The following is a 25,955-nucleotide window of genomic DNA, read 5'->3' as shown; positions in this document are numbered from 1 at the left end:
CGGAGTGCTTACGGTCTCGTGACGCCGTCACCAGGGCGAGCGCAGCACGACGGCGAGCAGCAGGGTCGCCGCGGCCTGCGCGGCGAGCCAGGTGCGCCAGGCGGCGGCGCGGTCCGGGTCGACGACCACGGCCGCGGCGGGCGCGACCCAGCAGGCCAGCGGCAGCCAGATCCGCTCCACCTCGCCGCGCTCGATGCCGCTGAGCGCGCCGAGCAGCGCGGAGGCGGCCGCGACGACGACGAGGGCGCGCGTGGTCCGGTCGAGGGCACGGACGCACACGAGGCCCGCGGTGCCCGCCGGCCCGACGAGCACCCCGAGCAGCACGAGGTCCGCCACCAGGAAGTACAGGTAGGGCCGGCCGGTGCCGGAGCCCGCGCTCCACTGCTCGTGCGTCGCGGCGACGCCGTCCCACAGCCAGAAGCCGCCCGCGCCGGCGGCGAGCACCAGGGCCAGCACGACGACCGCGGCGACGACGGTCGGCGCGTACCGGCGCGTCGCCCAGGGCACGACGAGCGCCACGACCCCCATGTGCAGCAGGCCGTAGGACAGGAACGGGCAGGCCCCGAGCAGCAGCCCCGCGCCGAGCGACGCCGCCACGCGCACCCCCGGCCGGGCCGTCGTGGACGCCACGGCGAGGGCGGCGACGCCCCAGGCGAGCACCCCGGCGAAGAAGGCGTCGGCGGAGGTGGCGACCCACAGCGCGGCCGGGGCGAGCACCACGGCCGGGAGCGCCCGCCGAGCCGTCCCCTCCCCCGCCGCGCCGCCGAGCCGGCGCAGCGTGACCGCGACGGCGACCACGGCGCTCGCCCCGACGGCGACGATCAGCGCCGTGGCCCACCCGGGGCCGCCGAGCCCGAGACGGTCGAGCCCGGCGAGCGTGAGGACGAAGCCCGGCGGGTGGCCGCGCACGTGGATCGGGTAGCCGTCGATGCGCTCGACGAACGTGGCGAGGAACCCCGCCGGGTCGGCGGCGGCGCCCGGGACGACGGGCAGGTACTCGTGCTCGCCGCGGACCGGCGTCGTCAGCCCGTCCCACGACGTCGCGGCGCCGAGGGCGACGGCGAGGGCCAGCGCGGTGGCCCCACCGGCCGCGAGCACCGCCGGCCAGCGCAGCGTGCGGGCCAGGCGCGGCCCCCACGTCACGACCGCCGCCGCCACGCCGACTGCCACGACGGTGCCGGCGCCGGCCCGCACGTCCCAGTGCCCGACGAACGGCTCCGCCCCCGTGAGCAGCACGACCCCCTCGCCGCCGCGCAGCGCCCGCGCCCAGGCGGCGAGACCGGCGACGGCCAGGACGAGGGCGAGGAGCACGCCGACGGGCGCGGCCCACGCGGGACGGCGGACGGACGACGGACTAGGCACGGCACCCCCTCGCTCGTGGCCAGCCCAGGCTAGCGGGGCGAGGACGCCAGGCGGCGCTGCTCCGCCTCGCTCAGCGCCACGTCCTGGGCGGCGAGGTTCTCCGCCAGGTGCGCGACCGACGTCGTCCCCGGGATCGGCACCACGTGCGGCCCCCTGTGCAGCAGCCACGCGAGCGCGACCTGCTGCGGCGTCGCGCCGTGCGCCCGGGCGACGTCCGCGAGCGCCGGGACGCTCGCGGGGTCGAAGTTGATCGGGAAGAACGGGACGAACGCGATCCCGAGCTCTCGCGTCCGTTCGACGACCGGGTCGTGCTCCCGGGCCGCGAGGTTGTACAGGTTCTGCACGGCGGCGATGGGGGCGGTCTCGCGGGCCGCGTCGAGCTGTGCCGTGGAGACCTCGGAGAGCCCGAGGTGACGCACCTTGCCCTGCCGGACGGCGTCCGACAGGGCGCCCACCTGCTCGGCGATCGGGTACAGCTCGTCGACGCGGTGCAGGTAGAGCAGGTCGATGGTCTCGCGCCGCAGCCGGCGCAGGCTGAGCTCGATCTGCTGGCGCAGGTAGTCGGGGTGGCCCAGCGGCACCCAGGCGTCCGGGGAGGGCCGCAGCACCCCGACCTTGGTCGCGACGACGACGGGAGCGTCGACCGGGGCGAGCGCCTCGGCGACCAGCTCCTCGCCCGCGCCCAGGGCGTAGGCATCAGCGGTGTCGACGAGGTCCACGCCGCGCTCGACGGCGGTGCGGATCACGCCGAGCAGGGCGTCGCGGTCCGTGGGAGCCTCCCAGACGGGAGCGGCCGCCCCGTGCCGCGCGGTGAGGTGGTCGGCGTAGCGCATCGTCCCGAGTCCGAGGCGTCGTACGGGAAGGTCTCCGCCGACCAGGAGGTTCGTGTCGATGTTCGTGTTCGTCATGGCACCGACGCTCGGTGCTCACACGCATGAGAGGGGCAAGCGGACGTGTCGGAGGTCACACTGCGGATCGGGGACGTCGCCCGCGCCACGGGCACGAGCCCTCGACTGCTGCGCTACTACGAGGAGCAGGGGCTGCTCGCGCCCGCGCGGTCGTCGACCGGGCAACGCCTCTACGTCGCGGACGACGTCGATCGCGTCGCGCGCGTCCGTCGGCTGCTCGACGCCGGTCTGACGACGACCGTGATTGCACAGGTCCTCGCGTGCGCGTGCGGCGGGACCGGCGACGTCGAGCCGTGCCTCGACCCGTTGCTGCGCGACGAGCTGGCCCGCATCGACTCCCGGCTCGCGCAGCTCACCGAGCACCGCGACCGTCTGGCCCGCATCGCCCGGCACGACGCTCCCGCGCGGCCCTCCGGCGTCGCCAAGGACCCAGCTCTGCTCCTGTCGGCACGCTCCTGACGTCCGGTGACGCAGCCCGCCCTGCCGACCTGCGAGGCATGCACGGACCTACTCTCACATTTTGAGAGTAGTTGCGAGCAGCGTCAGTCCGGGTCGCTCGGGTCGAGCGGCTCGTCGGGGTCGAGGTTCACCGTGCCGCGCCGCCAGTACCCGGCGACGGACACCTGCTCGGCGGGCAGGCCGAGCTCGCGGCGCAGGTAGCGGCGCACGGGCACCAGCTCCCCGGCCTCGCCGAGCGCGACGACGAGCTCGCCGTCCTCGACGCCGCCGAGCGACCGCACGGCCTCGGCGAGCTGGCCCGGCCCGTCGGTGCGGTACAGGATCTCGACGTCCGCGCGCCCCAGCTCCGCCTCGACGAACGACTCGTCGACGTCGTCGCCGATCTCGACGATCGCCGTCACGGGGACGCCGGGCACGGCGTCCACCCAGCGCGCCGCGGCGGGCAGCCCCGTCTCGTCGACGACGACGGTCAGCCGCGCCACGCTGTCCGGCACGCCGACGCTCACCGCCGGGCCGGCGAGGACGACCTCGTCCCCCTCGGCCGCGCGGGACGCCCACGCGGAGGCCGGGCCGTCGTCGCCGTGCAGCACCCAGTCGACGTCGACCTCCGCCACGCCGTCCACGACGCGGGTGGCGCGCACGGTGACCTCGCGGGAGATCGACACGACGCCCGCGGGGCGCTGCAGACCGCCGTCGGGGGCGAGCGTCGGCGCGTGCAGCTCCCCCGTGGCGGGGTCGGGCAGGAAGACCTTGACGTGGTCCTCCGGGCCGGGGGCGCGCAGGGCCGCGAGGGAGGACGGCGCGGTCGGGTCGGCGCCGGCGACGTCGCGGAACGTCGTGCGGCGCATCGACCCCGTGAGCTCGCGGACGGCGTGCACGCGCACGCGGCGAGGAACCAGGTCGAGGCGGGTGCGGGGACGAGTGGACACCCCTCGATCACATCACGTCGGCCTGCCGCCAGGACAGCGGCCTCCGAGGGGTGCCGGACCGAGCCTGGCGCCACGGCCCCTGGTCCGGGAGACTGACCGGGTGAGCGATCCGTACAGCGCCGACCAACCGTCCACGCCGCAGCAGGCCGGGCCCGACCCGTACGGGTCGGGGCAGCAGCCCGGCCCGCAGCCCGAGCAGCCGGGCCACGGAGCCCCGGGGGCGCCCGCGCACGGGGCGCCTCAGCAGGGGTATCCGCCGCAGGGCCAGCCCCCGGCCTACCCGCAGGCGCCCTACCCGCCGGCCTACGGCTACGCGCCGGACCCGCCCGGCAAGACGATGGGCATCGTCGGGTTCGTGCTGGCGTTCGTCATCGCCCCCGCCGGGATCGTGGTCTCCGCGATGGCGCTGTCCGAGTCGAAGAAGGTCGGCTACGACAACGTGCTCGGCAAGTGGGGGCTGTGGCTCTCGATCATCTTCACGGCGCTGTGGGTGCTGTACGTCCTGTTCATCGTGCTCGCCGTGTTCGGTGGCATGTTCGCCGCGTTCTCGAGCTACGACGCGTACTCAGCGGGCCAGCTGTCCGTGTGAGGCCACGCCCGGGCCCGCGCGGCGGGCACCGGGCGTCTCGCCCTCGTCCACCGGCCAGGCCGAGCGCACCAGGTACCGGGAGTTCGCCCATGCCACGTAGAGCAGCGGCGCGGCGAGCACACCGACGGCGAGCGCGGGGCGCAGCGCGAACGCGCCCGCCAGCGTCGCCAGGCTCGCCGCGCTGAGGACGCTGAGGTACCAGCGCCGCACGGCCAGGTAGAAGGCCGCCCGGAGCACGGCCGCCAGCCGCAGCTCCGAGCGGTCCGTGACGAGGACCAGCGCCACCGGCGCGCCCACGAGCGTCACGACCACGAGCATCGCGAGCACCGGGAGCACGACCGCGCCCAGGGGCTCGCCCCACAGGCCGACCGCGTCCACGACGACGACCACGCCGACGGCCGAGACGACCGCCCCGACGAGGCCGGCGCGCACGCCCGCCGCGCGCAGGCCCCGCAGGAACGTGGCCACGACGGCGATCCGGCCGTGGGCCGAGAACTCGCGGAACACGGTCATCGCGGCGGCCACGCCCGGGAAGGCGAACGGCAGCGCGAGCGCGAGCGCCGGCCACGACGTCGTCGGGTCGGTCGTCACCAGCAGCACCAGCAGCGGGAGCGACGCGACGGCCAGCAGCAGGTTCGTCGCCAGGACGACGTAGGCGAACTCGAAGACGGTCGTCAGCGTCTCGTGGGAGAGCAGCTTGCGCGTGCGCATCCGCCCCTCACCCCTTGAGCCCGCTGGTCGCGATGCCCTCGATGAAGTACCGCTGGCCCATCAGGAAGACGATGGCGATCGGCAGCACCGAGATCACCGAGCCGGCCATGATCAGCGCGTAGTCCGCGTTGTACTGGCCGATGAACGTCTTCAGACCGATCTGCAGCGTCCACAGGTCGGGGCTGCGCAGGTAGATCAGCGGCCCGAGGTAGTCGTTCCACGTGTTGGTGAACGTGATGAGCACCAGGCTGGCGATCGCGGGGACCGACAGCGGCACCATGATGCGGCGCCAGATCCCGTACTCGGACAGGCCGTCGATGCGCGCCGCCTCCGACAGCTCCTCGGGCACCGTCTCGTAGAACTGCTTCATGAGGAACACGCCGAATGCGCTGAACGTCTGCAGCGCCAGCATCGCCCACAGCGTGTTCGACAGGCCCATCTTCGACAGCATGACGAACTGCGGGATCATGTACGCCTGCCACGGCACCGCGATCGTGGCCACGTAGAGCATGAACAGGGCGTCGCGCCCCGGGAAACGCGTCTTGGAGAACCCGTAGGCGGCGAAGCTGCCGGTGAGCACCTGCAGGAACGTCACGCCGACCGACAGGATCAAGGTGTTCTTGATCCACGTGGTCATGTCGGACTTCTCCCAGATCTCCACGTAGTTCTGCCAGACCACGGGGTCGGGGATCCACTGGACCGGGACGGTGAAGACGTCGTTGTTCGCCTTCAGCGACGAGATCACCATCCACACGAACGGCAGCAGCACCGCCGCGGCGGCTACCACGAGGGCGACGTGCGCCACGACGCGCCCGGCGGTGGGGCGGGTCCGGGACGGGGTGACGCGCACGGCGGCCCCGGTGTCGGGCGTCACGCGCCGGACCTCGGTCGTCGTCGACATCAGTCCTGCCTCCTTCGGTTGATCACGAACTGCACGGCGGTCACCACCAGGCAGAGCAGGAACAGGGCCACCGAGACGGCCGAGGCGTAGCCGAAGTCGTTCTCGACGAAGCCCTTCTTGTAGATGTACTGGGACAGCACGAGGGTCGACTGGCCCGGGCCGCCGTCGGTCAGCAGCAGGATGAGGTCAAGCACCTTGAGGCTGCCGATGGTGAGGATGACGGTGACGAAGAACATCGTGGGCCGCAGGCTCGGCAGGGTGATGTTCCAGAACCGCTGCCACGCGCCCGCGCCGTCCATACGGCCGGCCTCGTACAGCTCGCGGGGGATCGTCTGCAGCCCGGCGAGGAAGAGGACCATGAAGTAGCCCATCTCCCTCCAGACGCCGACGAGCACGACGGCGGGCATGGCCCACGTCGCCGACGTGGTCCAGCCCGGCCCGTCGATCCCGAACAGGTCGAGGAACTGGTTGATCGGGCCGGTCTCCGGGCTGAACAGCATGTTCCACACGACGGCGATGGCCACCATCGACGTGATGTAGGGGAAGAAGGCCGCGGTCCGGAAGAACGCCACCCCCCGCAGCTTCTGGTTGAGCAGCAGCGCCAGCCCCAGGGACGCCACGAGGGTCAGCGGGATGTGCAGGCCGGAGTAGTACAGCGTGTTGAGCAGGGCGCGGTGGAAGCTCGCGTCACCGAGCATCCGCGTGAAGTTGTCCAGCCCGACCCAGGGCGCCTGGCCGAAGACGTTCCAGCCGGTGAGGGACAGGTAGAACACCGCGATGACAGGGATGAGGGTCAGGACCGCGAACCCGAGGAAGTTCGGCAGGACGAAGGTCCAGCCGATGAGGGCGTTGCGGCGCTTGAGCCGGGCCCCGGGCCGCCGGGCTCCGCGTGCGGGCGCCGGTGCCGGGGCAGTGGTGGAAGTCGTGGTCGCCATGAGAGCTCCTGGTGAGGGGGCGGTCAGCCGGTGATGCCGGCCTCGTTCGCCGCGCGCTGCTCGGCCTCGGCGATGGCGTCGTCGATGGATGTGCTCTCGGACATCACGGCCGAGTGGAGGTCGCCCATGATGGTCTGCACCGTGGCGATCTTCGGGTCGACGGGATTCTCCGGGCGGGTGTCGTGGACCTGGAAGGTCTGGCGGGACAGCTCGTCGGTCGGCGCGCCGTCGGCCCCGAAGTACGCCTCGGTGACGGCGTCGGACTGGTAGGCGGGCGTGATGCCGATCTCGGCGAGCGCGACGGCCGCGTCCTCGCTCGCGACATAGGACAGGAACTCCTTCGCCGCGTCCACCTTGCCCTCGTCGATGGCGGCGTTGACGCCGATCGACGTCGGGTCGCCGAAGGTCACCGGCTCGTCGAGCGTGCTCTCGTCGAGCTGCGGCGCCGGGGCGAGGCCCCACGCGAAGTCGTCGGCCTCGCCGTCGGCCTGCTGCGCCAGGAGGGTGGCCACGTACCAGCTGCCCATCGGCATCATGGCGGCCTTCTGCTTCCCGAACTGCGCCTGATAGGTGAGGCTGTTCGTGGTCGCGGTCCCGTAGTCCACCTGGGCGCCACCGTCCTGCAGGGCCAGCGCACGCTCGTAGTACGGCTTGAGGTAGCCGTAGTCGCCGGAGAGCAGGTCGGCGCCGGGGGTCTGGTTGTTCGCGAAGCCCTGGAGAGCGGACTGCCAGGTGTGCTGGTAGGCGCCGTCGGCGTCGGTGCCGTCGCTGATCTGCTGCGCCACCTCGGCGTAGTCGTCCCAGGTCCAGGTGCCGTCGGGGTAGTCGACGCCCGCGGCGTCGAAGAGGTCCCGGTTGTAGAAGAGGAACCAGGAGTCCTGGCGGAACGGGACGGCCCAGGTGCTGCCGTCCACCTGCCACGAGCCGAGCCCCGCGACGTGCTCGTCGAGGCCGTCGGCCACGTCGGAGACGTCCAGGAGCTGGCCGCCCGACTGGTAGGTGACGAACGCGGACACCGTCTTCTGGGCGTACAGGTCCGGCGCGGCACCGGCGGACAGGTCCGCCGTCATCTGCGTCTCGTAGTTGTCGGTGTCGTACTCCTGGATCGAGACCTCGACGTCGTCGTGAGACGCGTTGAAGTCGTCGACGAGCAGCTGGAACTCGGGGGCGCTGGTGCTGGCCCAGGTGCCGAGCGTCAGGTCGACGACACCGTCCGCGTCGGCGGCGGGCTCGGAGCCGCCGCAGGCGGAGACTGTCAGACCGACGGCGAGGATCCCCGCGGTCGCGGTGAGGGGGCGCTTCATGTCGATTCTCCTTCGAATGCGGTCGGTGATGCTGGTCGCCGGCGTCTGCGGCGGCGACCGTCTACGACATCTCGGTGGCGAGGTCGTGCCGGGTGGTGCGGCCGTCGGGCCAGGCGACCCGGACGACGGTGCCGTCGAGGTCCGCGCGGGCCGGGGCGTCGGCGCCCACCGTCCCGGACAGGGTGAGCAGCACGCCGCTCCAGGCCCCGGTCTCGACGGGCTGAGACAGCCAGGGGACGGCGGTGGGGCCGAGTGGCGTGGCGTCGTGGCGCTCGGCGATGCCGGACCGCCAGCCGCCGAGGACGGGAGCGAGCGTCGACGTGGTCCCGCCGGCGGCCGCGGCGACGGCGCCGGGCACCGCGGCGTCCGCGGGGGCCGCGTCGTCGCCCGACACGGGCCAGCCGCCGACCCGCAGCACCGGGACGTCGTCCCCGTCTCCCGGCGCGAGGGACTCCACCCGCACGAGCCGGACCTCCCAGCAGCCGCGGACCAGGGAGACGACACGCAGGTCGCCCACGCGACGCGGGGTGCCGGGTACCCCCAGGGCGTGCCCGATGCCGAGCCCGCGGGTCTCGTCCTCGTCGACCCGGTGCACGGTGCCGCCCGAGGCGGCGATCCCGACGGCGTCGCCGCCCTCGCCCTCGATCCGTGGCGTGGTCGACCACATCCCCGTGCGGTGCGTCGGGCGGGACCGCTCGTCGAGCAGGACGACGGCCTGGTCCAGCGGGGCGGACCACGACTCGCGGTCGAGCATCGGGAACGTGGCGGTCGAGTAGCCGAACCGGGCGTAGAGCGGCGAGTCCGAGCCCGGCTCGCCCTCGCGCCCGTGGTCGGTGCCGTGGTTGACGACGCGCACGAGACCGTCGGCGGCGGTGCCGGAGACGATCCAGCCGGCCGGCGCGACGGCGGTCAGCGTGTCGGACTCCTCGACGGGCAGCGGCTGGGCGGGCGCGGTCCACGCAGGGTCGTCGTCCTCGAGCGCCAGCCCGAGCAGGCCCTTGGCCGCCCAGTAGGGCGACCCGGTGCCCGAGTACGACTGCGCCATCGGGCGCCACGGCCCGTACCAGCCGATCGAGAGCAGCCCGTCGGCGTCCGGAGCGCCCCGCGAGACGAAGTGGTCCACCTGGCTCATCGCGGCGTGCCGCAGCAGGCCGGGCGACGTGGACGGGACGCGCGCCAGCGCACCCGCCCAGAACGGCGCCGCGGAGGCGAAGCGGTAGATCAGGCTGCGGCCCTCGACCAGCGGCGATCCGTCGGCGCCCACCAGCCGGACCGCGTCGCGCAGGTAACGGTCGAGCCGGGCGACGTCGGTCTCCCGGCGGGCGGCCGCGAGGTCCTCGGCACCCGTCATCCGTGCCCACAGCACCGGGTAGAGCTGCATCGCCCAGCCGGAGTAGTGGTCGAAGGCCCGGGTGGAGCCGTCGGCGTACCAACCGTCACCGGCGTAATATGCGTCGTGCCGCGCGAGGTCCTCCTCGACGTCGTCGCGCGACCACGGGCCGCCCACCGAGCGCAGGAACGTCTCGACGACGACGCGGAACCAGAGCCAGTTGTTCGCGGGGTACGTGCGGTCGCCCACCACCTCGGCGAGGTAGTCCACGACCCGTTCCTGCACACCACCGTCGAGCCGGTCCCAGATCTGCTCACGGGTCATGTCGAGGACGAGCGCGAGCGACGCGGCCTCGACCTTCGCCTGGCCGTGCTCCGACGGGCGGACCCAGCGCTCGGGCGCCGCCGGGTCGGTGCCGGCGTCGAACCCGGCGGCGTACCACTCGGCGAGGTGGTCGGGGTCCTGCCCCCGCGCGCCCGCGAGCCGGAAGCCGGCCACGAGGAGCGTCCGGGCGAAGCCCTCCAGGCCGTCGACATCCGTGCCGTAGCCCCCCGGCGCGCCGGGCAGCGTGATCCGGGCGTGGCCGGGCGAGCCGTGGGAGCGGGCCGCGCGCAGCATCCGGTCGGCGAGGGCGGCGAGGTCCGCCCGGGTCCGGACCCGGGGCGTGTCCACGGTGTTCATGCGCTGACCTCCAGGTGTTCGCGGGTGACGGGGGCGAGCGGGGCCTCGCCGTGGACGAAGCGCTCCAGCTCGTCGAGGGCGGCGTCGCTGAGCCGCAGCACCTCCGACCCGAGCGAGCCGGCCACGTGCGGCGTCACCATGACGTTCGGCAGCGCCGTGAGCGGCGACGTCGCGGGCAGCGGCTCCGGATCGGTGACGTCGAGGACGGCCTGCAGCCGCCCGGTCACGCACTCGCGCTCGAGCGCGGCCGTGTCGACGAGGGACCCGCGGGCGGTGTTGACGAGGGTGGCGCCGTCGCGCATGAGGGCCAGCTCGTCGGCGCCGATCATGTGGCGCGTCGACGGCAGGGCGGGCGCGTGCAGGCTGACCACGTCCGCGGACGCGACGAGCTCGCGCAGCCCGACCAGGCGGGCCCCGGCGGCGGCCACGTCCTCGGCGCGCACGGTCGGGTCGCTGACGAGGACCGCGCCGGGCTCGAGGACCTCCTGGACCAGTCGGGCCACCCGCCGCCCGATGCGGGAGAAGCCGACGATGCCGATCGTCCGCCCCCGGTTCGACAGGCCGTCGTGCAGCCGCCAGCCGCCCGGGGTGGAGCCCGCCCGGGCCGCCATCGCGGGGACGCCCTTGCCGGCCATGATGATGGCGGCGAGGGTGAACTCGGCGACGGGGCGCGCGTTCTCCTCCGCGGCGGTGGTCACGCGGATGCCCCGCTCCCAGATCTCCGCGGGGAGCAGCTCGCGCACGCTCCCGGCGGCGTGCAGCACGGCCCGCAGCCGGGGTGCGGCGTCGAGGTGCTCGACCGTCAGCGCGGGGGCGCCCCAGGAGGTGAGGAGGACGTCCGCGGTGGCCAGCCGGCGGCGGGCCAGGTCGTCGTCGAGGTGCTCGAGCACGACGGGGTCGCCGACGCGGGCCAGCGAGCGCAGCCGCTCCACCTGCGGCGCGCGGAACTGCAGCCCGAAGGTCGTGCGGCTCATCAGCACCACGACCTCGTGCTCGCGTGCGCCCACGTCCTACCTCCTCGACCGTGACGACCCCGTCCCGGTGTTGTGTCTTGTTCCGATCGACTCAGATCGAAGCACGGCTGTGATCGCTCACACGATCGCGAATGACGAGTGAACCGGAGGCGTTCGATCGTGTCAAGACCATGACTCGATCCTGTACGATCATGATCGATCAGGCACTGATGGCGACACCGACCGGAGGACGCACCGTGACCGCACCCGCTCTCGCCAGCGAGCGCCGTGAGCAGATCCTCGAGATCCTCGCCGCGGAGGGCTCCGCGCGGCTCAGCGCCCTCGCCGATCGGCTCGGGGTCACCCCCGTGACCGTGCGCCGCGACGTCTCCCAGCTCGCCGACCAGGGCCTGGTGCAGCGCGTGCACGGCGGGGTGTCGCTCACGGCGAGCGCCCGCCCGACGCCGGCCCCCGCGGCGGACGGGGCGCCGTCCCTGCGCCGGGCGCCGCAGCCCGCCGCGACCGACGGCGCCGGCACGACCATCGGCATCGTCGTGCCCTCGATGGACTACTACTACCCGGGGGTCCTCAGCGGCGCGCGTGCCGCGGCCGAGGAGCTCGGCATCCGGCTCGTGCTCGGGGTCTCCAGCTACCGGATCGACGAGGACCGGCGCCAGGTGCAGCGCCTCGTGGACGACATCGGCGTGGACGCCGTCCTCACCGCGCCCGCGATCGACCAGCCCGACGGCGGCGAGCTCGCGTCCTGGCTCGCGGGCCTCGACACCCCGGTCGTGCTGCTCGAGCGCTCCCCCCGCCGCGCGACCCAGCACGCGGTCCTGGAGTCCGTCGTCACCGACCACGCCCTCGGTGCCGGCCTGGCGGTCGAGCACCTCGCGGGCCTCGGCCACCGGCGCATCGGGCTCGCGTCCCGCACCAGCCCGACGATGGCCGCCGTCCGGGACGGCTGGCGCGCCGCGGTGCGCGACCTCGCGCTGCCGGCCGGGCCGGACCTCGACGTCGTCTCGTACGACCACTCCGGCAGCCGCGAGTCGATCGACCGCGCCCTGGACGCGATGCTCGACGCCCGGTGCACCGCCGTGCTCGTGCACGCCGATCCCGAGGCGATCACGCTGCTGGAGCGGTGCGACGACCGCGGCATCTCCGTCCCCGACGACCTGTCGGTGATCGCCTACGACGACGAGGTCGCGGCCATCGCGCCGCAGCCCATCACGGCCGTCCGGCCGCCCCGGACCACGGTCGGGCGCCTCGGCGTGCGCCTGGTCGCGGAGCGGCTCGCCGACCCGGCCCGGCCCGCGCAGCGGGTGGTCCTCAGCCCGCAGCTGCGGCCCCGTGCGACCACGGCGCCGCCACGGCGGTGACAGCCCGCCGTCAGGCCCGACCAGTGGCCTCCGCCGGCTCCGGCCGGTGCACCCCGCGGGGCCGGTAGCCGAGCTCGTCGGCGACGCCCGCCAGGTCGGCGAGGAGCCAGACGATCGCCAGCCACATCTCCGAGCCCTGCAGCCCGGGGGCCGTCGCGGCGGCTCCGGCGGTCGAGGGGTGCGGGGCCTGGAACCCGAACCCCTCCCCGTCGACCCACCGCCCGAGCGCGCCGCCGAGCAGCCCGCGCGCGAGCTCGACGACCTCGTCGCCGCGGTGCCCGCTGCCGCGGGTGAGCCACAGCGGGTGGGCGACGTCGAGGACGTTGCACGCGTTCTGCCGCTCGGGGCGGAACCACCGGGGGTCCCGGGCGTGCTCCAGCACGGTGTCCACCACGCGCTCCGGATACGGCACGGGGACGCCGAACTGGGCGAACGTGCCCCGGCTGGCGCGGTAGTAGCCGTTGACCACCCGCAGCAGGCCCCTCGTGTCGTCGGGAGCGCCCCACAGCCCCGTGCGGGGGTCGGCGCGCGTCAGCAGCCAGCCGAGGAGCGCCTCGCGGGCACCCGGCGCTCCGGGCACGCCCTGGCGGCGGTTCCAGTGCATCGCGGTGCCGAGGATGTCGGTCCAGTTTCCCGCCGCCCACGCGTCCGCCGCCCAGTCCTGGCGCTCCAGCCCCGCGACGACGTCGCCCGGGCTCGCGTCCGCGACCACGCGGACCGGGTGGGCGAAGGCGCTGCCCAGCAGGTCGAGCGCGTAGCCCACGGAGAGCACGTGGTAACCGGCGGCGGGGTCGAACAGGCCGGGCCGCGGCGGGACCGGCGCGAGGTCGGGCCCGAGCTCGCCCACCAGGCCGGTCGCCGGGTCCTGCCACGACCGCAGCCGCTCGACCTGCTGATCGGCGGGCAGCTGGGGCGGCGGGCCGGCGAGCAGCAGGTCCGCGATCTCGACGGCGTCGCACTGCGCGCGCACGGTGGCCGCGGCGTCCGGCTTGTCGGCGAACAGGCCGACGGCGGGATCCCAGCAACGGTCGAGCACCGCGCGAGCCTGCTCGCGGGCGCGGTCGCCGAAGGCTCGGGCGGTGCCGGCGAGGGAGCCGACGGGTGCCGTGGCCGACGGCGGGGGCACGCGCCAGCGGATGCGGCGCGCGGGGTTGCCGCCCACGACGGCCCCGGCGGGCACGTCCTTGGTCACGACCGCCCCGGCGGCGAGCACGGCCTTGTCCCCCACGGTGACGCCGTCGAGCACGACGACGTGCGACCCGACCCAGACGTCGTCGCCGACGGTGACGCCGACCGACTGCAGCGGCTGGCGGTGCACCTCGAGGTCGGGCTCCATGGTGTGGTTGAAGCCGAGCAGCGACGAGTGCGCCCCGATCCGCACGCCGTCGCCGAGGCGCACGTCGCCGCGCACCACCGCGTACGGGTTGACGCTGCAGTCCCGGCCCGCGCGGACGGTGCCGCTGAGGTACGCCCCGGCAGCCACGTACGTACGGTCGCCGAGCTCGAGCTCCTCGTTCGTCACCGACGCCAGCTCGGAGACGAAGCACGCCTCGCCGAACGCGTAGCCGCGCTCCGCGGCGAGGCCGCCCTGCAGGCGCCGCTGCCGCTCCCGCTGCTCCTCGCCGGCCTCCGCCCAGAAGCCCCAGGGCGTGAAGTCCAGCGCGCTGCGGCCGAACTCGGCCGTCAGGTCCTCGTGCGCTCCCGTCTCCACAGCGTCCACCTTCGCCTCTCGCGTCCTGCTCGTCGGTACCGGTCCGAGCACGAGTCTCGACCACGGCCCGTGTTGCCTCGCACGGATCCGCCGGATATGAACACACTCGAACACCCGGGTCGACGCCGGACAGTCCTGAGGGAGGAGCCGCGATGACGACGCAGCCCGCCCGCGGGTTCGGCACCACGCGCCGCGAGCACATCATGCGCGAGCTGCGCACCCACGGGACGGTGGCGACCGGTGCGCTCGCGGACCAGCTCGGGGTGTCGGCCATGACGGTCCGCCGGGACGTCAACGCGCTCGCCGCGAAGGGGCTGCTCGTGCGGGTGCACGGGGGCGCCGCACTGCCGGAGCCGGCCGCGGGGGTCGTCGACGGCCCCGCCCCGGACGCGACCGCGCCCCGGGGTTCGCGGCTCACGATCGGCCTGGTCGTGCCGCAGCTCGACTACTACTTCCCTCGCCTGGTCGCCGGCGCCCGGGCGGCCGCCGCGCGCGCCGGCGCCCGGCTCGTCATCCGCACCACCGCCTACGACCCCGACGAGGACCACCATCAGTGCCGCCGCCTGGCCGGGTCGCCGGGAGCGCCCGGCGTCGACGGGCTCGTCGTCGTGCCCACGATGACCGGCGGCCGCGTCGCCGAGCTGCTCGCCTGGCTCGACCGCCTGCCCACCCCGGTCCTGCTCGCGGACCGCCGGCCGCCGGAGATCAGCCCGTTCAAGAGCCTCGAGTGGGTGGCGTCCGACCACGCCTCCGGGGCGGCGACGGCGGTGTGGCACCTGCACGGGCAGGGGCACCGGCGGATCGGGCTGCTGTCGCTCGCCGGCACGACGACGTCCCGCGCCCTGCACCACGGCTGGCACGACGCGCTGCGCACGCTCGCGATCGCGCCGGACGAACAGGTCGTCGGGCACACCGACGGCTTCGTCAGCCCCGGCCGCACCGCCCTCATGGCCGCGGTGCTCGACGACGTGCGCCGCACCGGGACCACGGCGCTGCTGGTGCACTCGGACCCCTTCGCGCTGAGCTTCACCCAGTACTGCCACGAGGTCGGCGTCGCCGTACCGGACGACCTCGCCGTCGTCGCCTACGACGACGAGGTCGCCGACATGGGCGACCCGCCGCTCACGGCCGTCCGCCCGCCGACCTCCGAGGTGGGGCGGCTCGCTGTGGAGAACATGGTCGCCCGGCTCACCGAGGGCGCGCGCCGCCCGACCCACCGGGTGATGCTCGACCCGACGCTCACCGTGCGCGGCTCGAGCGTGCGCCGGCGGTAGGGGGCGCACACGGCCGTCACTCAGGGTCCCAGCAACGCCAGCGGAACGACGGCGATGCCGTCCTGTCGGCGCCGGTAGGCGTGCTGACCGGTCGTGATGACGACCGAGTCGAGCAGATCGTCGCCCAGCTGTTCCTTCAACCAGCGCAGATGCCTGAGGTCCTTGTCGTCCGGGACCGCTGTGAGCTTGACCTCGACCGCGACGACGCGACCGTCGCGTCGCTCGAGGACGAGGTCGACCTCTCGGTCCCCGCCCTTCGTCCTGAAGTGCCCGACCCGCGCCTCGGCCGCCTCGGCGTAGACGCGGATGCTCAACGCGGCCAGGTGCTCGAAGAGGGCGCCCAGGACGGTCCCGTCGCGGAGGTTCCCGCCCGGCCCCTCGTCACGCAGCAGCCGGTCGGCGTCGAGCCCGAGCAGCACGGCCGCCAGGGCCGGGTCCGCCAGCTGATGCTTCGGCGCCTGCGTGAGCCGGTCGAGGTGGTTGCGTGCCGGCACCCAGGCCTCGACCGGGTCGAGCTGCCACAGCTGCGCGAGCACGTCGCGGTACACCGTCGTCGTGGTCCGTCCCGGCTTGCCGCTCTCACCGGCCGTCGCGGCGTCCAGGATCTTGTTGTACGACGTCGACGACGACGTGGCCGCCGCGTAGGCGCGCAGCCACGCCTTCAGCGTCGCCGGGCGCCGGACCGGGTAGCCATGCTCGGCGAACTCCCGCTGCACGATGTTGTCCACGTAGGCGTCGAGCCGTTGTCGCCGCACCCGCGGCGACAGGCTCCGCACGCCAGGGAAGCCCGAGGCCAGGATCTCGTCGACGTACTCGGTCAGTCCGACCGCGGTCTCCCCGCCGACATCCGCGCCGCCGGCCAGCAACGACGCCGTGCTGACCGTCGTCGCGGCGATCTCGCGCTCGAACAGGCTGAGCGGACGCATCCGCACGTCGACGAACCTGCCGGCGCCGGAGTGAACCGTGACCCCGCGCGGTGTCGTGGCGCTGCCCGTCAAGAGGTACGCACCCGGCGGGGCGCCGGCGTCGACCGCGCGGCGCACGTAGTCCCAGGACTCGGGCCTGCGCTGCCACTCGTCCACGAGCAGCGGGAAGTCGAGCGAGGTCAGGAGCCCCGGATCCGCGTCCAGGCGCGCGCGGTCCGCAGGCAGGTCGAACGACACGACGGCGGCCGCCCGCTGCAGCGCCGTCGCCGTCTTGCCCACGCCCTTGGGCCCCTGGATGGCGACCGCCGGTGACTCCGGGTGGATCTCGTCGAGGACGTCGTCGACGACGCGCCGCCGATAAGGACGTTCATCAAAGCGCTGGTCACGCATCCGGCAATCCCTCCCGTGCGATCGATACGGTCCCGCTGGCCAGACTCCTACCGTACCGTTGGTCAGATCTCTACGGTACCGTTAGTCGCAAATCTACGGAACCGTTCGGCACGATGAGATTCGCCTTGCCGACCTTGGGACAATGGGCTCCCGTGAGCACCGACCACTCCCCCGCCCCGCAGCCCGCCGCCGACGACGGCAGTGCGCGCGGCGACCGTCCGCAGGGCCGGCGTCGGCGCGGACGCGGCAAGGGCCGGCAGCTCGGTGCCCGCCGGCCGGCGCGGGTGAGCCGGGAGCAGCTCGCGCGGGCCGCGGAGGCGCGCGCCGCCGTCGAGGTCCCGCCGATCACGTACCCGGAGCAGCTGCCCGTCTCCGCGCGGCGCGACGACATCGCCGCCGCGATCCGCGACCACCAGGTGGTCGTCGTCGCGGGTGAGACCGGGTCCGGCAAGACCACGCAGCTGCCGAAGATCCTGCTGGAGCTGGGGCGCGGGCGCGCGGGCCAGATCGGGCACACGCAGCCGCGCCGGATCGCCGCGCGCTCGGTGGCGGAACGCGTGGCCGAGGAGCTCGGCACCGAGCTCGGCGGCGTCGTCGGCTACCAGGTGCGGTTCACGGACACGTCGTCCGAGGACACCCTGGTCAAGGTCATGACCGACGGCATCCTGCTGGCCCAGATCCAGCGGGACCCGGACCTGCTCGCGTACGACACGATCGTCATCGACGAGGCGCACGAGCGGTCGCTCAACATCGACTTCCTGCTCGGCTACCTGTCGCGGCTGCTGCCGCGCCGCCCGGACCTCAAGCTCGTCATCACGTCCGCGACGATCGACTCCGAGCGGTTCGCGGCCCACTTCTCGCCGTCCCACCTCGCCGAGGTCGGCGGGGCGCCAGCCGACGTCGTCGACGTCCTCCCGGACGCCGCGCCCGTCGTCGAGGTCTCCGGGCGCACCTACCCCGTGGAGATCCGCTACCGCCCGCTCTCCCCGGACACCGACCCGGACCGGCCGAAGAAGGCCAAGGGCGAGGAGAAGGACCTCGTCACCGGCATCGTCGAGGCCTGCGACGAGCTGATGCGCGAGGGCCAGGGCGACATCCTCGTCTTCCTCTCCGGCGAGCGGGAGATCCACGACGCGTACGACGCCCTCGAGGGGCACCTCAAGGAGCGCGTCCGCGACCCGAAGCACCCGCAGCACGTGGAGATCCTGCCGCTGTACTCGCGGCTGTCGTCCGCCGAGCAGCACCGCGTCTTCCAGCCGCACCCCGGGCGACGCATCGTGCTCTCGACGAACGTCGCGGAGACGTCGCTGACGGTGCCCGGCATCCACTACGTCGTCGACCCGGGCACCGCGCGCATCTCGCGCTACTCCAAGGCGACCAAGGTGCAGCGCCTGCCGATCGAGCCCATCAGCCAGGCGAGCGCCAACCAGCGCTCCGGCCGGTCCGGGCGTCTCGCCGACGGCGTCGCGATCCGCCTGTACTCCGAGGACGATTTCCTCGGCCGCCCCGAGTTCACCGAGCCCGAGATCCTGCGCACCTCGCTCGCGTCCGTGCTGCTGCAGATGATCTCCGTCGGCGTCGTCACCACGCCCGACGACGTCGCGAGGTTCCCGTTCGTCGAGCCCCCGGACACCCGCGCCGTGCGCGACGGCGTCCAGCTCCTCACCGAGCTCGGCGCCCTGTCGACGGGCGGAGCCACCCGCGACGGCGCCGCCCGCCTCACCGACGTCGGCCGCACCCTCGCGCAGCTCCCCATGGACCCGCGCCTGGCCCGCATGATCATCGAGGGCGCGAAGCACGGCGTCGCGCGCGAGGTCGCCATCATCGCCGCCGCCCTGTCCATCCAGGACCCGCGCGAGCGCCCCGCCGAGCTCCGCGCCCAGGCCGACCAGCAGCACGCCCGCTTCACCGACCCGACGTCCGACTTCCTCAGCTACCTCAACCTGTGGGAGTACGTGCGCTCCCAGCAGCACGAGATGGGCTCCTCCGCCTTCCGCCGCCTCTGCAAGGCCGAGTACCTCAACTTCCTGCGCATCCGCGAATGGCAGGACGTCGTCGCCCAGCTCCGCGAGATGTCCAAGCCGCTCGGCATCGACATGCGCTACCAGCCCTCCACCCCGGGCCAGGAACGCGGCAACGGCGGCCCGACGCACGAGGCCGGCGCGGCGACGTCGGATGCGAAGAGCGTGGTGGGTCTGGCAGGCGCGAGCGAGGAACGAGCGAGTGCGGGTAGCTCGAGCACCGACGTCGCCGCGCCGGGCGCCGCAACCACGGACGCCGACCTGAAACGAGCCTGGGACGGCGACACCATTCATCGCTCGTTGCTCGCCGGGCTGCTGTCGCAGCTCGGGATGCAGGAGACGGCAGAGATCAAGGCCTCGTCCGTGGCGCACCTGCGCGGCGAGGCGCGCGCCCGCGCGCTGCGGCAGGCGGCCAAGCGCGCCCGCAACGAGTACCTCGGCGCCCGCGGCGCCCGGTTCGCGATCTTCCCCGGCTCGCCGCTGAGCAAGAAGCCGCCGGCGTGGATCATGGCCGGCGAGCTCGTGGAGACGTCCCGCCTGTGGGCGCGCGACGTCGCCCGCATCAAGCCCGAGTGGGCCGAGGACCTCGCGGGGGACCTCGCCAAGCGGACCTACTCCGAGCCGCACTGGTCCACCAAGCAGGGTGCGGCCATGGCGACCGAGAAGGTGCTGCTGTACGGCGTCCCCATCGTCGCGGACCGCAAGGTCCTGTACGCCAAGGTCGACCCGGAGGCCGCGCGCGAGATGTTCGTCCGCCACGCCCTCGTCGAGGGCGAGTGGACCACCCACCACCGGTTCTTCGCCGAGAACCGGCGCCTCCTCGCCGAGGCCGAGGAGCTGGAGGCCCGCTCCCGGCAGCGTGGCCTCGTCGCCTCCGAGGACGACCTGTACGCCTTCTACGACGAGCGCGTCCCCGCGTCCGTCGTCAGCGCCCGCCACTTCGACACGTGGTGGAAGCAGGCGCGGCGCGAGACGCCCGACCTGCTGACGTTCAGCCTCGACCAGCTCGTCGACACGTCCGCCGTCGACACCGACGAGTTCCCCGAGACCTGGACGCAGGGCGAGGTCACGCTGCCGCTCACGTACCAGTTCTCCCCCGGGACGGCGGCCGACGGCGTCACCGTCCACATCCCCCTGTCGATCCTCAACCGCGTCACTCCCGACGGGTTCGACTGGATGGTGCCCGGCCTCCTCGACGAGCTGTGCGTCGCCACCATCCGCTCCCTGCCCAAGGCCGTGCGCCGCGAGCTCGTCCCCGCGCCCGACGTCGGCGCCGCCGTCGCCGCCTGGCTGCGGGAGCACACGCCCGCCTGGGAGGACATGACCCGCGCCGGGGACATGGCCGAGCCGTTCCACGTCGCGTTCACCCGCGCCGTCCGGGCACTGCGTGACGTCGACATCCCCGACGACGTGTGGGACGCCGAGCGCGTCGAGCGCCTGCCCGCGCACCTGCGCATGACGTTCCGCGTCGAGGACCCTGCCCCCGCCCCGTCCAAGAGCAAGGGCAAGGGCAGCCGCCGCGGTCGCCCCGCGGAGCCCACACCGCTCGACGAGTCCAAGGACCTCCTGTCGCTCCAGAGGCGTCTGGCCCCCCAGGCCGAAGCGGCTGTCCGTGCCGCGGTCAAGGGTGCAGTGGGGATCGCGCTGGAGGAGGCTGCTCGGACCGCAACCGGCTCGGCGTCGGGAGAGGGGACGGGGCCGGGCACGCCCAGGCGTCCATCCGCCTCGGTCGTTCCTCCCTCGGCTCCCGCCAGTCCCAGCCAGCCTGGGCTTTCGCCCGGCCCCGTCCCCTCACCCTCGTCTGCCTCGTCACGGCCTGGGTCCGGCGGCGCCTCCGCGCCTTCCGTCGTCGCCGAGCAGGTGGGGCTGAGCACCTGGCCGTCGTCACTGGCCGACGGCGGCCTGCCGCGGGCCGTGTCGACGGACCTCGGAGGCGGCGTCGTGGTGCAGGGGTACCCGGCGCTGGTGGAGGAGCGCGCCGCGAAGGGGGCGCCGACGGTGGCGCTGCGGGTGCTGGCGGACAAGGCCGAGCAGGACGTGGCGCACGCGCGCGGGGTGCGGCGGCTGCTGCTGTCGGAGACGGCGCTGCAGCCGGGGCGGGTGACGTCGCGGTGGACGTCGTCGCAGTCGCTGACGCTCGCCGCCGCGCCGTACCGGAACACCGACGCGCTCGTGGCCGACCTGCAGCTCGCCGCCGTCATGGCGCTGACCAGCCCCGACGGGGAGAGGGCGCCGGGCACGCCGACCGGCGGGCCGGTCGCCGTGCAGATTCGCGACGCCGACTCGTACGCGGCCGCGGTGGAGTTCGTGCGGCGCCACCTGGAAGACGAGGTGCACCGGATCGTCGGGCACCTCGTCGCGGCGCTGTCGGCCTGGCGCACCGTCGAGGGCGAGGTCCGGGCGTCGTCGTCGCTCGCCCTGCTCAACACGCTGCAGGACGTGCGCGACCACGTGGCCGGGCTGATCCACGACGGCTTCGTCTCGGCCACGCCGCCGCGGCGGGTGCCGCACCTGGTGCGCTACCTGCGGGCGGCGTCGTACCGCCTGGAGAAGGCGCAGACCAATCCCGCGCGGGACGCCGAGCTCGCCTGGCGCGTGCACGACGTCACCGAGGCCTACGACAAGGCACGCGCCGCGTACGCCGCCGGGCCCGCCGATCCCGCCCGCGCGGCGGAGCTCGCCGAGGTGCGCTGGCTCCTGGAGGAGCTGCGCGTCTCCCTGTTCGCCCAGCAGCTCGGCACCGACGGCCCTGTGTCGGAGAAGCGCATCCGCAAGATCCTCAGCCCCGGCGGCTGGTGACGGTCGGTCGCGGCGGCCCGGCCGCGGCGGCTCAGGCGCCGCGGCCGGCAGCGGACGCGTGGAGCACGGCCCGGTAGAGCTCCCCGCTCCGCTTGATCGTGCGACGCTGCGTGGCGTAGTCCACGCGGACGAGTCCGAACCGCTTCCCGTACCCCTCGGCCCACTCGAAGTTGTCCAGCAACGACCAGGCGAAGTACCCGTCCAGCGAGACGCCCCGCTCGACGCACGCCGCCGCGCTCTCCAGGTGCGCGGCGAGGTACTCGGTCCGGTCGTGGTCCTCGACCCGCCCGTCCGGGCCGGCCTCGTCGTCCCACGCCGAGCCGTTCTCCGTGACGTAGATCGAGCGCGGCGCGTACCGGTCGTGCAGCTGCGCCAGGATCTCCTCCAGGCCGGCCGGGTACACCTCCCAGCCCATGGCCGTGTAGGTGCCGGGCGGCGCGGTCTCCCGCGCCCGGGACAGCGGCACCGCGTCGTCCTCGACGACGACGCTGCGGTGGTAGTAGTTCACCCCGACGAAGTCGACCGGCGCCGAGATCACGGCCAGGTCGTCGCCGACGACCGGGGGCTCCGCGCCCAGCAGCTCCCGCGTCCCCTCGCGGTACGCCCCGCGCAGGATCGGGTGGCAGAAGAGCCAGTTGCGGTACAGGTCGTGCCGGGCCGCCGCCGCGACGTCCTCCGGGCGGTCCGTGGCCGGCATCGTCGGCATCATGTCGAGCGCGACCCCGACCCGGGCGTCGGCGGGCAGGGCCTCGCGCAGCACGCGCACCCCCTGCCCGTGCGCGAGGAGCGCGTGGTGCATGGCCCGCACCGCCGCGTCCGGGTCGCGGAGGCCGGGTGCGTGCGCGCCCTCGAGGTGGCCGGCGAACACGAAGACCCACGGCTCGTTCAGCGTGGTCCAGTGCCGCACCCGGTCGCCCAGCCGGGCGGCGACGTGCCCCGCGTACTCGGCGAACAGCTCCGCGGTGTCACGGGCGGGCCAGCCGCCGCGGTCCTGCACCCACTGCGGCAGGTCCCAGTGGTACAGCGTGACGAACGGCTCGATGCCGCGGGCCAGCAGCGCGTCGACCAGGCGGTCGTAGAAGTCGAGCCCGCGCGGCTCGACGCGGCCGTCGGCCGCCGGCACGATGCGCGGCCACGCCAGCGAGAACCGGTACGCCTGCAGGCCGAGCTCCCCCATCAGGTCGACGTCGGACCGCCACCGCCGGTAGTGGTCGTCCGCCGTGGACGGCGTCTCGCCGCCGCGCACCGTCCCGGGGCGGCCCGCGAACGTGTCCCAGATGCTGTCGGCGCGCCCGTCCAGCCGGCGTCCGCCCTCGATCTGCGGGGCCGCCGTCCCGGCACCCCACAGGAAGGACGGGGGCACCCGCCGCGCGATGGCGGCCGCACGCTCGGCGGCCGTGACCTGCGATGTCGACATGCTCATCCTCCGCTCCGTCGCTCCGTCGTCCATCACCCCGCCCGCCTCGCTGCCGCGACCTGCGCCCAGGGGATGACCCCCACCTCGTCGGCCCACGCGTCCCAGCGGCCCGCGAGCTCGTCGGCGAGACCCGGGAAGACGGCCGCCAGGTCGTACCGCTCGCCGCGGTCGACCGTGAGGTTGTACAGCTCCCAGGGGCGGTCGAAGTCCCGCACCGCCTTCCACTGGCCGAGCCGGACCGCCGCGTTGCCCATGTGCTCCCAGAACAGCGGGCGGGGCCCGCCTGCCGGCCCCGACACCAGCGAGACCCCGGTCAGCGACGGGTCGCCCGGGACTCCGGCCACCTCCAGGACCGTGGGCAGGATGTCGGTCAGCTGCCCCGGCTCGTGCCCGATGCTCCCCGCCTCGACCGGGCCGCCCGGCCAGGACACGATCAGGGGCGTGGCGATCCCGCCCTCGTGGACCCAGCGCTTGTACCGCCGGAACGGGGTGTTCGACAGGGTGGCCCAGTCCTCGCCGTAGCTCGCGAAGCTGTTCGGCGGCCCCGGGACGATCTCCGGCTCGTTGCCCAGCAGCATCGGCTCCCCGTCGACCGTCGTCGTCGGGTGCCGCTCGCGGAACCTCGGCGCGTCGTGCGGGGGCAGCTCCTCCGCGCTCGCGCCGTTGTCCGAGAGCACGAGGATCAGGGTGTCGTCCTCGGCCCCCGCCTCGCGCAGCGCCCCGAGGATCCTGCCCACCGCGGCGTCGAGGAGCTCGACCTGCGCCGCGTACACCGCCATGCGCTCGATCTGCCAGTCACGGTCCGGCGCCGAGTCCCAGGGCTGCAGCTGGTCGTCGCCGCCCAGCTCGGCCCCGTAGGGCACCAGCCCCTCGTCGACGAGGCGCCCGAGACGCTCGAGGCGCGCGGCGTCCCACCCGCGGGCGTAGACCTCGCGGTAGCGCTCTACCGTCTCGGCGGGTGCGTGGAGCGGCCAGTGCGGGGCGGTGAAGGCCGCGAACAGGAAGAACGGCTCGTCCTGGGCCGAAGCCTTCGCGACGAAGTCCGCGGCGCGCTCCCCGATCTCCGTGGTCAGGTAGTAGCCCTCCCCGGGCACGGGGCACCTCGTCTCGTTCTCCCACAGCCCGCGGGGGTGGAAGTAGTCGTCCGCACCCCCGAGGATGCCGTAGAACTCGTCGAAGCCGCGGCGGGTCGGCCAGCTCTCGTCCGGTGCGGCCGTCCCGGCGGAGAGATGCCACTTGCCGATGAGGGCGGTCGAGTACCCGGCGCCCTTGAGATGCTCGGCGATGGTCGGGACCGACGTCGACAGCGTGCCCGGGTACCCCCACGGGCGCTGGTCGTCGGTGAGCACGGCGACCCCGGTCTCGTGCGGGTGGCGGCCGGTGAGCATGCTCGCCCGGGACGGCGAGCAGCGCGCGGTGTTGTAGAAGGCGGACGACCGGCGCCCGGAGGCCGCGAGCGAGTCGATGTGCGGTGTGCTGATCTCGCCGCCGTAGCAGTGCAGGTCGGAGAAGCCGAGGTCGTCGGCCAGGACGAGGACGACGTTCGTCCTCCCGGGCGCCGCTGATTCCATGGTGTTCCTTACGTGGTCGTCGAGACTGCCCGGTCGTGCACCGGGCCGGCCCGTCCAGCGAACGGGCCGGCCCGGGGCCTGTCCCGGGGCCCTAGATCCCGGAGCTCACGGTCACGTTCGCGTTGATCTGCTGCGGCGTGCTCACCTTCGCCACAGCGTTCCCGGAGGACGTCACCGTCAGCGACTGGCCCGAGGCGCCGTTGTTGTAGTGGAAGGCGGTGCCGACGGCCGGGTCGCGCCCGACGATCGAGTTGCCGACGACGTTGAGGAAGCCGGTGCCGTAGTTGACCTTGCCCACCGAGATGAACCGGTACGTCGAGCCCTCCACGTAGGGGTGCAGGTGCAGGACGCGGTTGTTCGCGATCGTCGACTCGGCGTTGCCCTGCACGGTGACGAAGATCCCGTGCCACGTGCCGCCGTCGGGGTCGTTGCCGAAGCCCTCGATGTAGTTGTCGCTGATGCTGGTGCCGAAGACCCGGTTGGCCCAGATGGCGTTACCGTTAACGCCATAGATGTGGTTGTTCTTCACGTACCAGCCGGCGGCGTTCTCCAGGCGGACGCTGTCCGCGCCGGAGCTCGCGATGTAGTTGCCGACGAGCTGCCAGTCCGTCACCGAGTTCCCGATCTGGGCGGGGCCGGTCAGGCCGGTCGTCGGCCCGGTGCCGTCGTCCTCCCGCTCGACGAACGGCTCGGCCTCGCCGCCCTTGTCCTCGACGTACACGCCGTAGCGGCCCGAGTGCTCGATGAAGTTGTTGCGGATGACGCCGTTGACCTGCGTGTTGTTGAGACGGGTGCCGTCCGCGCTGAGGTTCGTGACGCGGATGCCGTCGCCCGGCATGCTGAAGACGTGCAGGTCCTGGAAGAAGCTCTGCCAGGACCGGGCGATGATGCCCGCCGTCGACGCGCCGGCGTTGTTCGCCACGTTGCCGTTGATGGCGATGTTCTGCACCGTGATCGGCAGGCCGGTCGTCGAGGAGTTGTCGACCCAGCTGTCCGAGGCGAGGATCGCCGGGAGCCCCGCCCCGTCCGCCTGGACCAGCACCGTGCCGCGGCTGTCGCCCTCGTACGTGCGCCCGCCGGCCAGGCGGACGACCTCGTTGATGCTGCAGGTGCCGTGGATGCGGATGCGGCTGTCCTCGGGGCTGTTCTCGATCGCCGTGTTGATCACGGCGGCGTCGTCGACGGCGTCCTTGCAGGCGACGTCGACCGTCGCGGTCTGCTCGCCCCCGACCGTGTACGACAGCTGGTTCTTCCCCGACGTCGGGTCCGACGGTGACGTCGCCTTCGCGACGACCTGCCCTTCGGCGACGGCACCCGTCGCGACGGCGGACCCGCCGACCACCGTGCTGGTGGCGACGGCTGCCGCCGCGACGGTCTTCCAGATGGATGTGCGAATCATGCGGAA

At 73.9% G+C, this 25,955-nt stretch carries 19 protein-coding genes; 5 read left to right on the top strand and 14 right to left on the bottom strand.

Annotation, left to right across the window (positions count from 1 at the left end; genetic code table 11):
• Positions 1 to 27: 27 nt before the first annotated feature.
• The gene (locus EYB28_RS02290; protein WP_166844487.1) at positions 28 to 1,362 is read right to left on the bottom strand and encodes a hypothetical protein; all 1,335 of its coding nucleotides are present in this window, start codon (positions 1,360 to 1,362) and stop codon (positions 28 to 30) included.
• A gap of 29 nt (positions 1,363 to 1,391) precedes the next feature.
• On the bottom strand, positions 1,392 to 2,270 hold the full coding sequence (locus EYB28_RS02285) for an aldo/keto reductase (RefSeq protein ID WP_166844486.1): 879 nt from the start codon (positions 2,268 to 2,270) through the stop codon (positions 1,392 to 1,394).
• Between the two features lie 45 nt (positions 2,271 to 2,315).
• On the opposite strand from EYB28_RS02285, the gene EYB28_RS02280 reads away from it, so the two are divergent.
• Entirely contained in the window at positions 2,316 to 2,729 is a 414-nt protein-coding gene (locus tag EYB28_RS02280) for a MerR family transcriptional regulator (protein ID WP_205710818.1), read from the top strand.
• An 83-nt stretch (positions 2,730 to 2,812) separates the two neighbouring features.
• On the opposite strand, the gene EYB28_RS02275 is transcribed toward EYB28_RS02280, so the two are convergent.
• Positions 2,813 to 3,658 (bottom strand): siderophore-interacting protein, encoded by an 846-nt coding sequence (locus EYB28_RS02275; RefSeq protein WP_205710817.1) that lies wholly within the window; start codon positions 3,656 to 3,658, stop codon positions 2,813 to 2,815.
• Between the two features lie 100 nt (positions 3,659 to 3,758).
• Here EYB28_RS02275 and EYB28_RS02270 point away from each other — a divergent pair, with 100 nt between their 5' ends.
• Entirely contained in the window at positions 3,759 to 4,247 is a 489-nt protein-coding gene (locus EYB28_RS02270; protein WP_166844484.1) for a DUF4190 domain-containing protein, read from the top strand.
• Here EYB28_RS02270 and EYB28_RS02265 read toward each other — a convergent pair.
• From EYB28_RS02265 to EYB28_RS02240, 6 genes are all read right to left on the bottom strand, one after another.
• Positions 4,224 to 4,958, bottom strand: coding sequence for a ferredoxin-NADPH reductase (locus EYB28_RS02265; protein WP_166844482.1), 735 nt, complete (start codon positions 4,956 to 4,958; stop codon positions 4,224 to 4,226). The two genes, EYB28_RS02270 and EYB28_RS02265, sit on opposite strands and share 24 nt — an antisense overlap.
• Before the next feature lie 7 nt (positions 4,959 to 4,965).
• A complete protein-coding gene (locus tag EYB28_RS02260; RefSeq protein WP_166844481.1) occupies positions 4,966 to 5,859 on the bottom strand; it encodes a carbohydrate ABC transporter permease in 894 nt (297 codons plus the stop codon).
• The gene (locus EYB28_RS02255; protein WP_166844479.1) at positions 5,859 to 6,794 is read right to left on the bottom strand and encodes a carbohydrate ABC transporter permease; all 936 of its coding nucleotides are present in this window, start codon (positions 6,792 to 6,794) and stop codon (positions 5,859 to 5,861) included. The genes EYB28_RS02260 and EYB28_RS02255 overlap by 1 nt, the downstream gene beginning before the upstream one ends.
• Positions 6,795 to 6,817: 23 nt before the next feature.
• On the bottom strand, positions 6,818 to 8,098 hold the full coding sequence (locus EYB28_RS02250) for an ABC transporter substrate-binding protein (protein WP_166844478.1): 1,281 nt from the start codon (positions 8,096 to 8,098) through the stop codon (positions 6,818 to 6,820).
• A gap of 61 nt (positions 8,099 to 8,159) precedes the next feature.
• Positions 8,160 to 10,109 (bottom strand): DUF2264 domain-containing protein, encoded by a 1,950-nt coding sequence (locus tag EYB28_RS02245; RefSeq protein ID WP_166844476.1) that lies wholly within the window; start codon positions 10,107 to 10,109, stop codon positions 8,160 to 8,162.
• Positions 10,106 to 11,116 (bottom strand): hydroxyacid dehydrogenase, encoded by a 1,011-nt coding sequence (locus EYB28_RS02240; protein WP_240930354.1) that lies wholly within the window; start codon positions 11,114 to 11,116, stop codon positions 10,106 to 10,108. Before EYB28_RS02240 ends, EYB28_RS02245 begins: the two co-directional genes overlap by 4 nt.
• A gap of 203 nt (positions 11,117 to 11,319) precedes the next feature.
• On the opposite strand from EYB28_RS02240, the gene EYB28_RS02235 reads away from it, so the two are divergent.
• Positions 11,320 to 12,441, top strand: a complete 1,122-nt coding sequence (locus EYB28_RS02235) for a substrate-binding domain-containing protein (protein ID WP_240930353.1) — start codon at positions 11,320 to 11,322, stop codon at positions 12,439 to 12,441.
• A 10-nt stretch (positions 12,442 to 12,451) separates the two neighbouring features.
• On the opposite strand, the gene EYB28_RS02230 is transcribed toward EYB28_RS02235, so the two are convergent.
• Positions 12,452 to 14,152, bottom strand: coding sequence for an acyltransferase (locus tag EYB28_RS02230; protein WP_240930352.1), 1,701 nt, complete (start codon positions 14,150 to 14,152; stop codon positions 12,452 to 12,454).
• 152 nt (positions 14,153 to 14,304) lie between these two features.
• Here EYB28_RS02230 and EYB28_RS02225 point away from each other — a divergent pair, with 152 nt between their 5' ends.
• Positions 14,305 to 15,426, top strand: coding sequence for a substrate-binding domain-containing protein (locus EYB28_RS02225; RefSeq protein ID WP_166844475.1), 1,122 nt, complete (start codon positions 14,305 to 14,307; stop codon positions 15,424 to 15,426).
• A gap of 20 nt (positions 15,427 to 15,446) precedes the next feature.
• On the opposite strand, the gene EYB28_RS02220 is transcribed toward EYB28_RS02225, so the two are convergent.
• The gene (locus EYB28_RS02220) at positions 15,447 to 16,742 is read right to left on the bottom strand and encodes an ATP-binding protein (protein WP_166844474.1); all 1,296 of its coding nucleotides are present in this window, start codon (positions 16,740 to 16,742) and stop codon (positions 15,447 to 15,449) included.
• A gap of 113 nt (positions 16,743 to 16,855) precedes the next feature.
• Here EYB28_RS02220 and hrpA point away from each other — a divergent pair, with 113 nt between their 5' ends.
• Positions 16,856 to 21,562, top strand: a complete 4,707-nt coding sequence (gene hrpA / locus EYB28_RS02215) for an ATP-dependent RNA helicase HrpA (RefSeq protein WP_166844473.1) — start codon at positions 16,856 to 16,858, stop codon at positions 21,560 to 21,562.
• A 31-nt stretch (positions 21,563 to 21,593) separates the two neighbouring features.
• Here hrpA and EYB28_RS02210 read toward each other — a convergent pair whose 3' ends face one another.
• The 3 genes from EYB28_RS02210 to EYB28_RS02200 form a co-directional block, all read right to left on the bottom strand.
• Positions 21,594 to 22,985 (bottom strand): GH1 family beta-glucosidase, encoded by a 1,392-nt coding sequence (locus tag EYB28_RS02210; protein ID WP_166844472.1) that lies wholly within the window; start codon positions 22,983 to 22,985, stop codon positions 21,594 to 21,596.
• Between the two features lie 26 nt (positions 22,986 to 23,011).
• Complete coding sequence (locus EYB28_RS02205) at positions 23,012 to 24,550, bottom strand: arylsulfatase (protein ID WP_166844471.1); 1,539 nt, start codon at positions 24,548 to 24,550, stop codon at positions 23,012 to 23,014.
• 91 nt (positions 24,551 to 24,641) lie between these two features.
• Positions 24,642 to 25,949: a right-handed parallel beta-helix repeat-containing protein gene (locus EYB28_RS02200; RefSeq protein WP_205710816.1), complete on the bottom strand. Its 1,308-nt coding sequence runs from the start codon at positions 25,947 to 25,949 to the stop codon at positions 24,642 to 24,644.
• Between the last annotated feature and the right edge of the window lie 6 nt (positions 25,950 to 25,955).

This window comes from Isoptericola sp. BMS4 (assembly GCF_011634835.1).
GTDB lineage: Bacteria > Actinomycetota > Actinomycetes > Actinomycetales > Cellulomonadaceae > Isoptericola.
The sequence above is the reverse complement of the archived record's forward strand: the minus strand, read 5'-3'. Positions and strand labels throughout refer to the sequence as shown.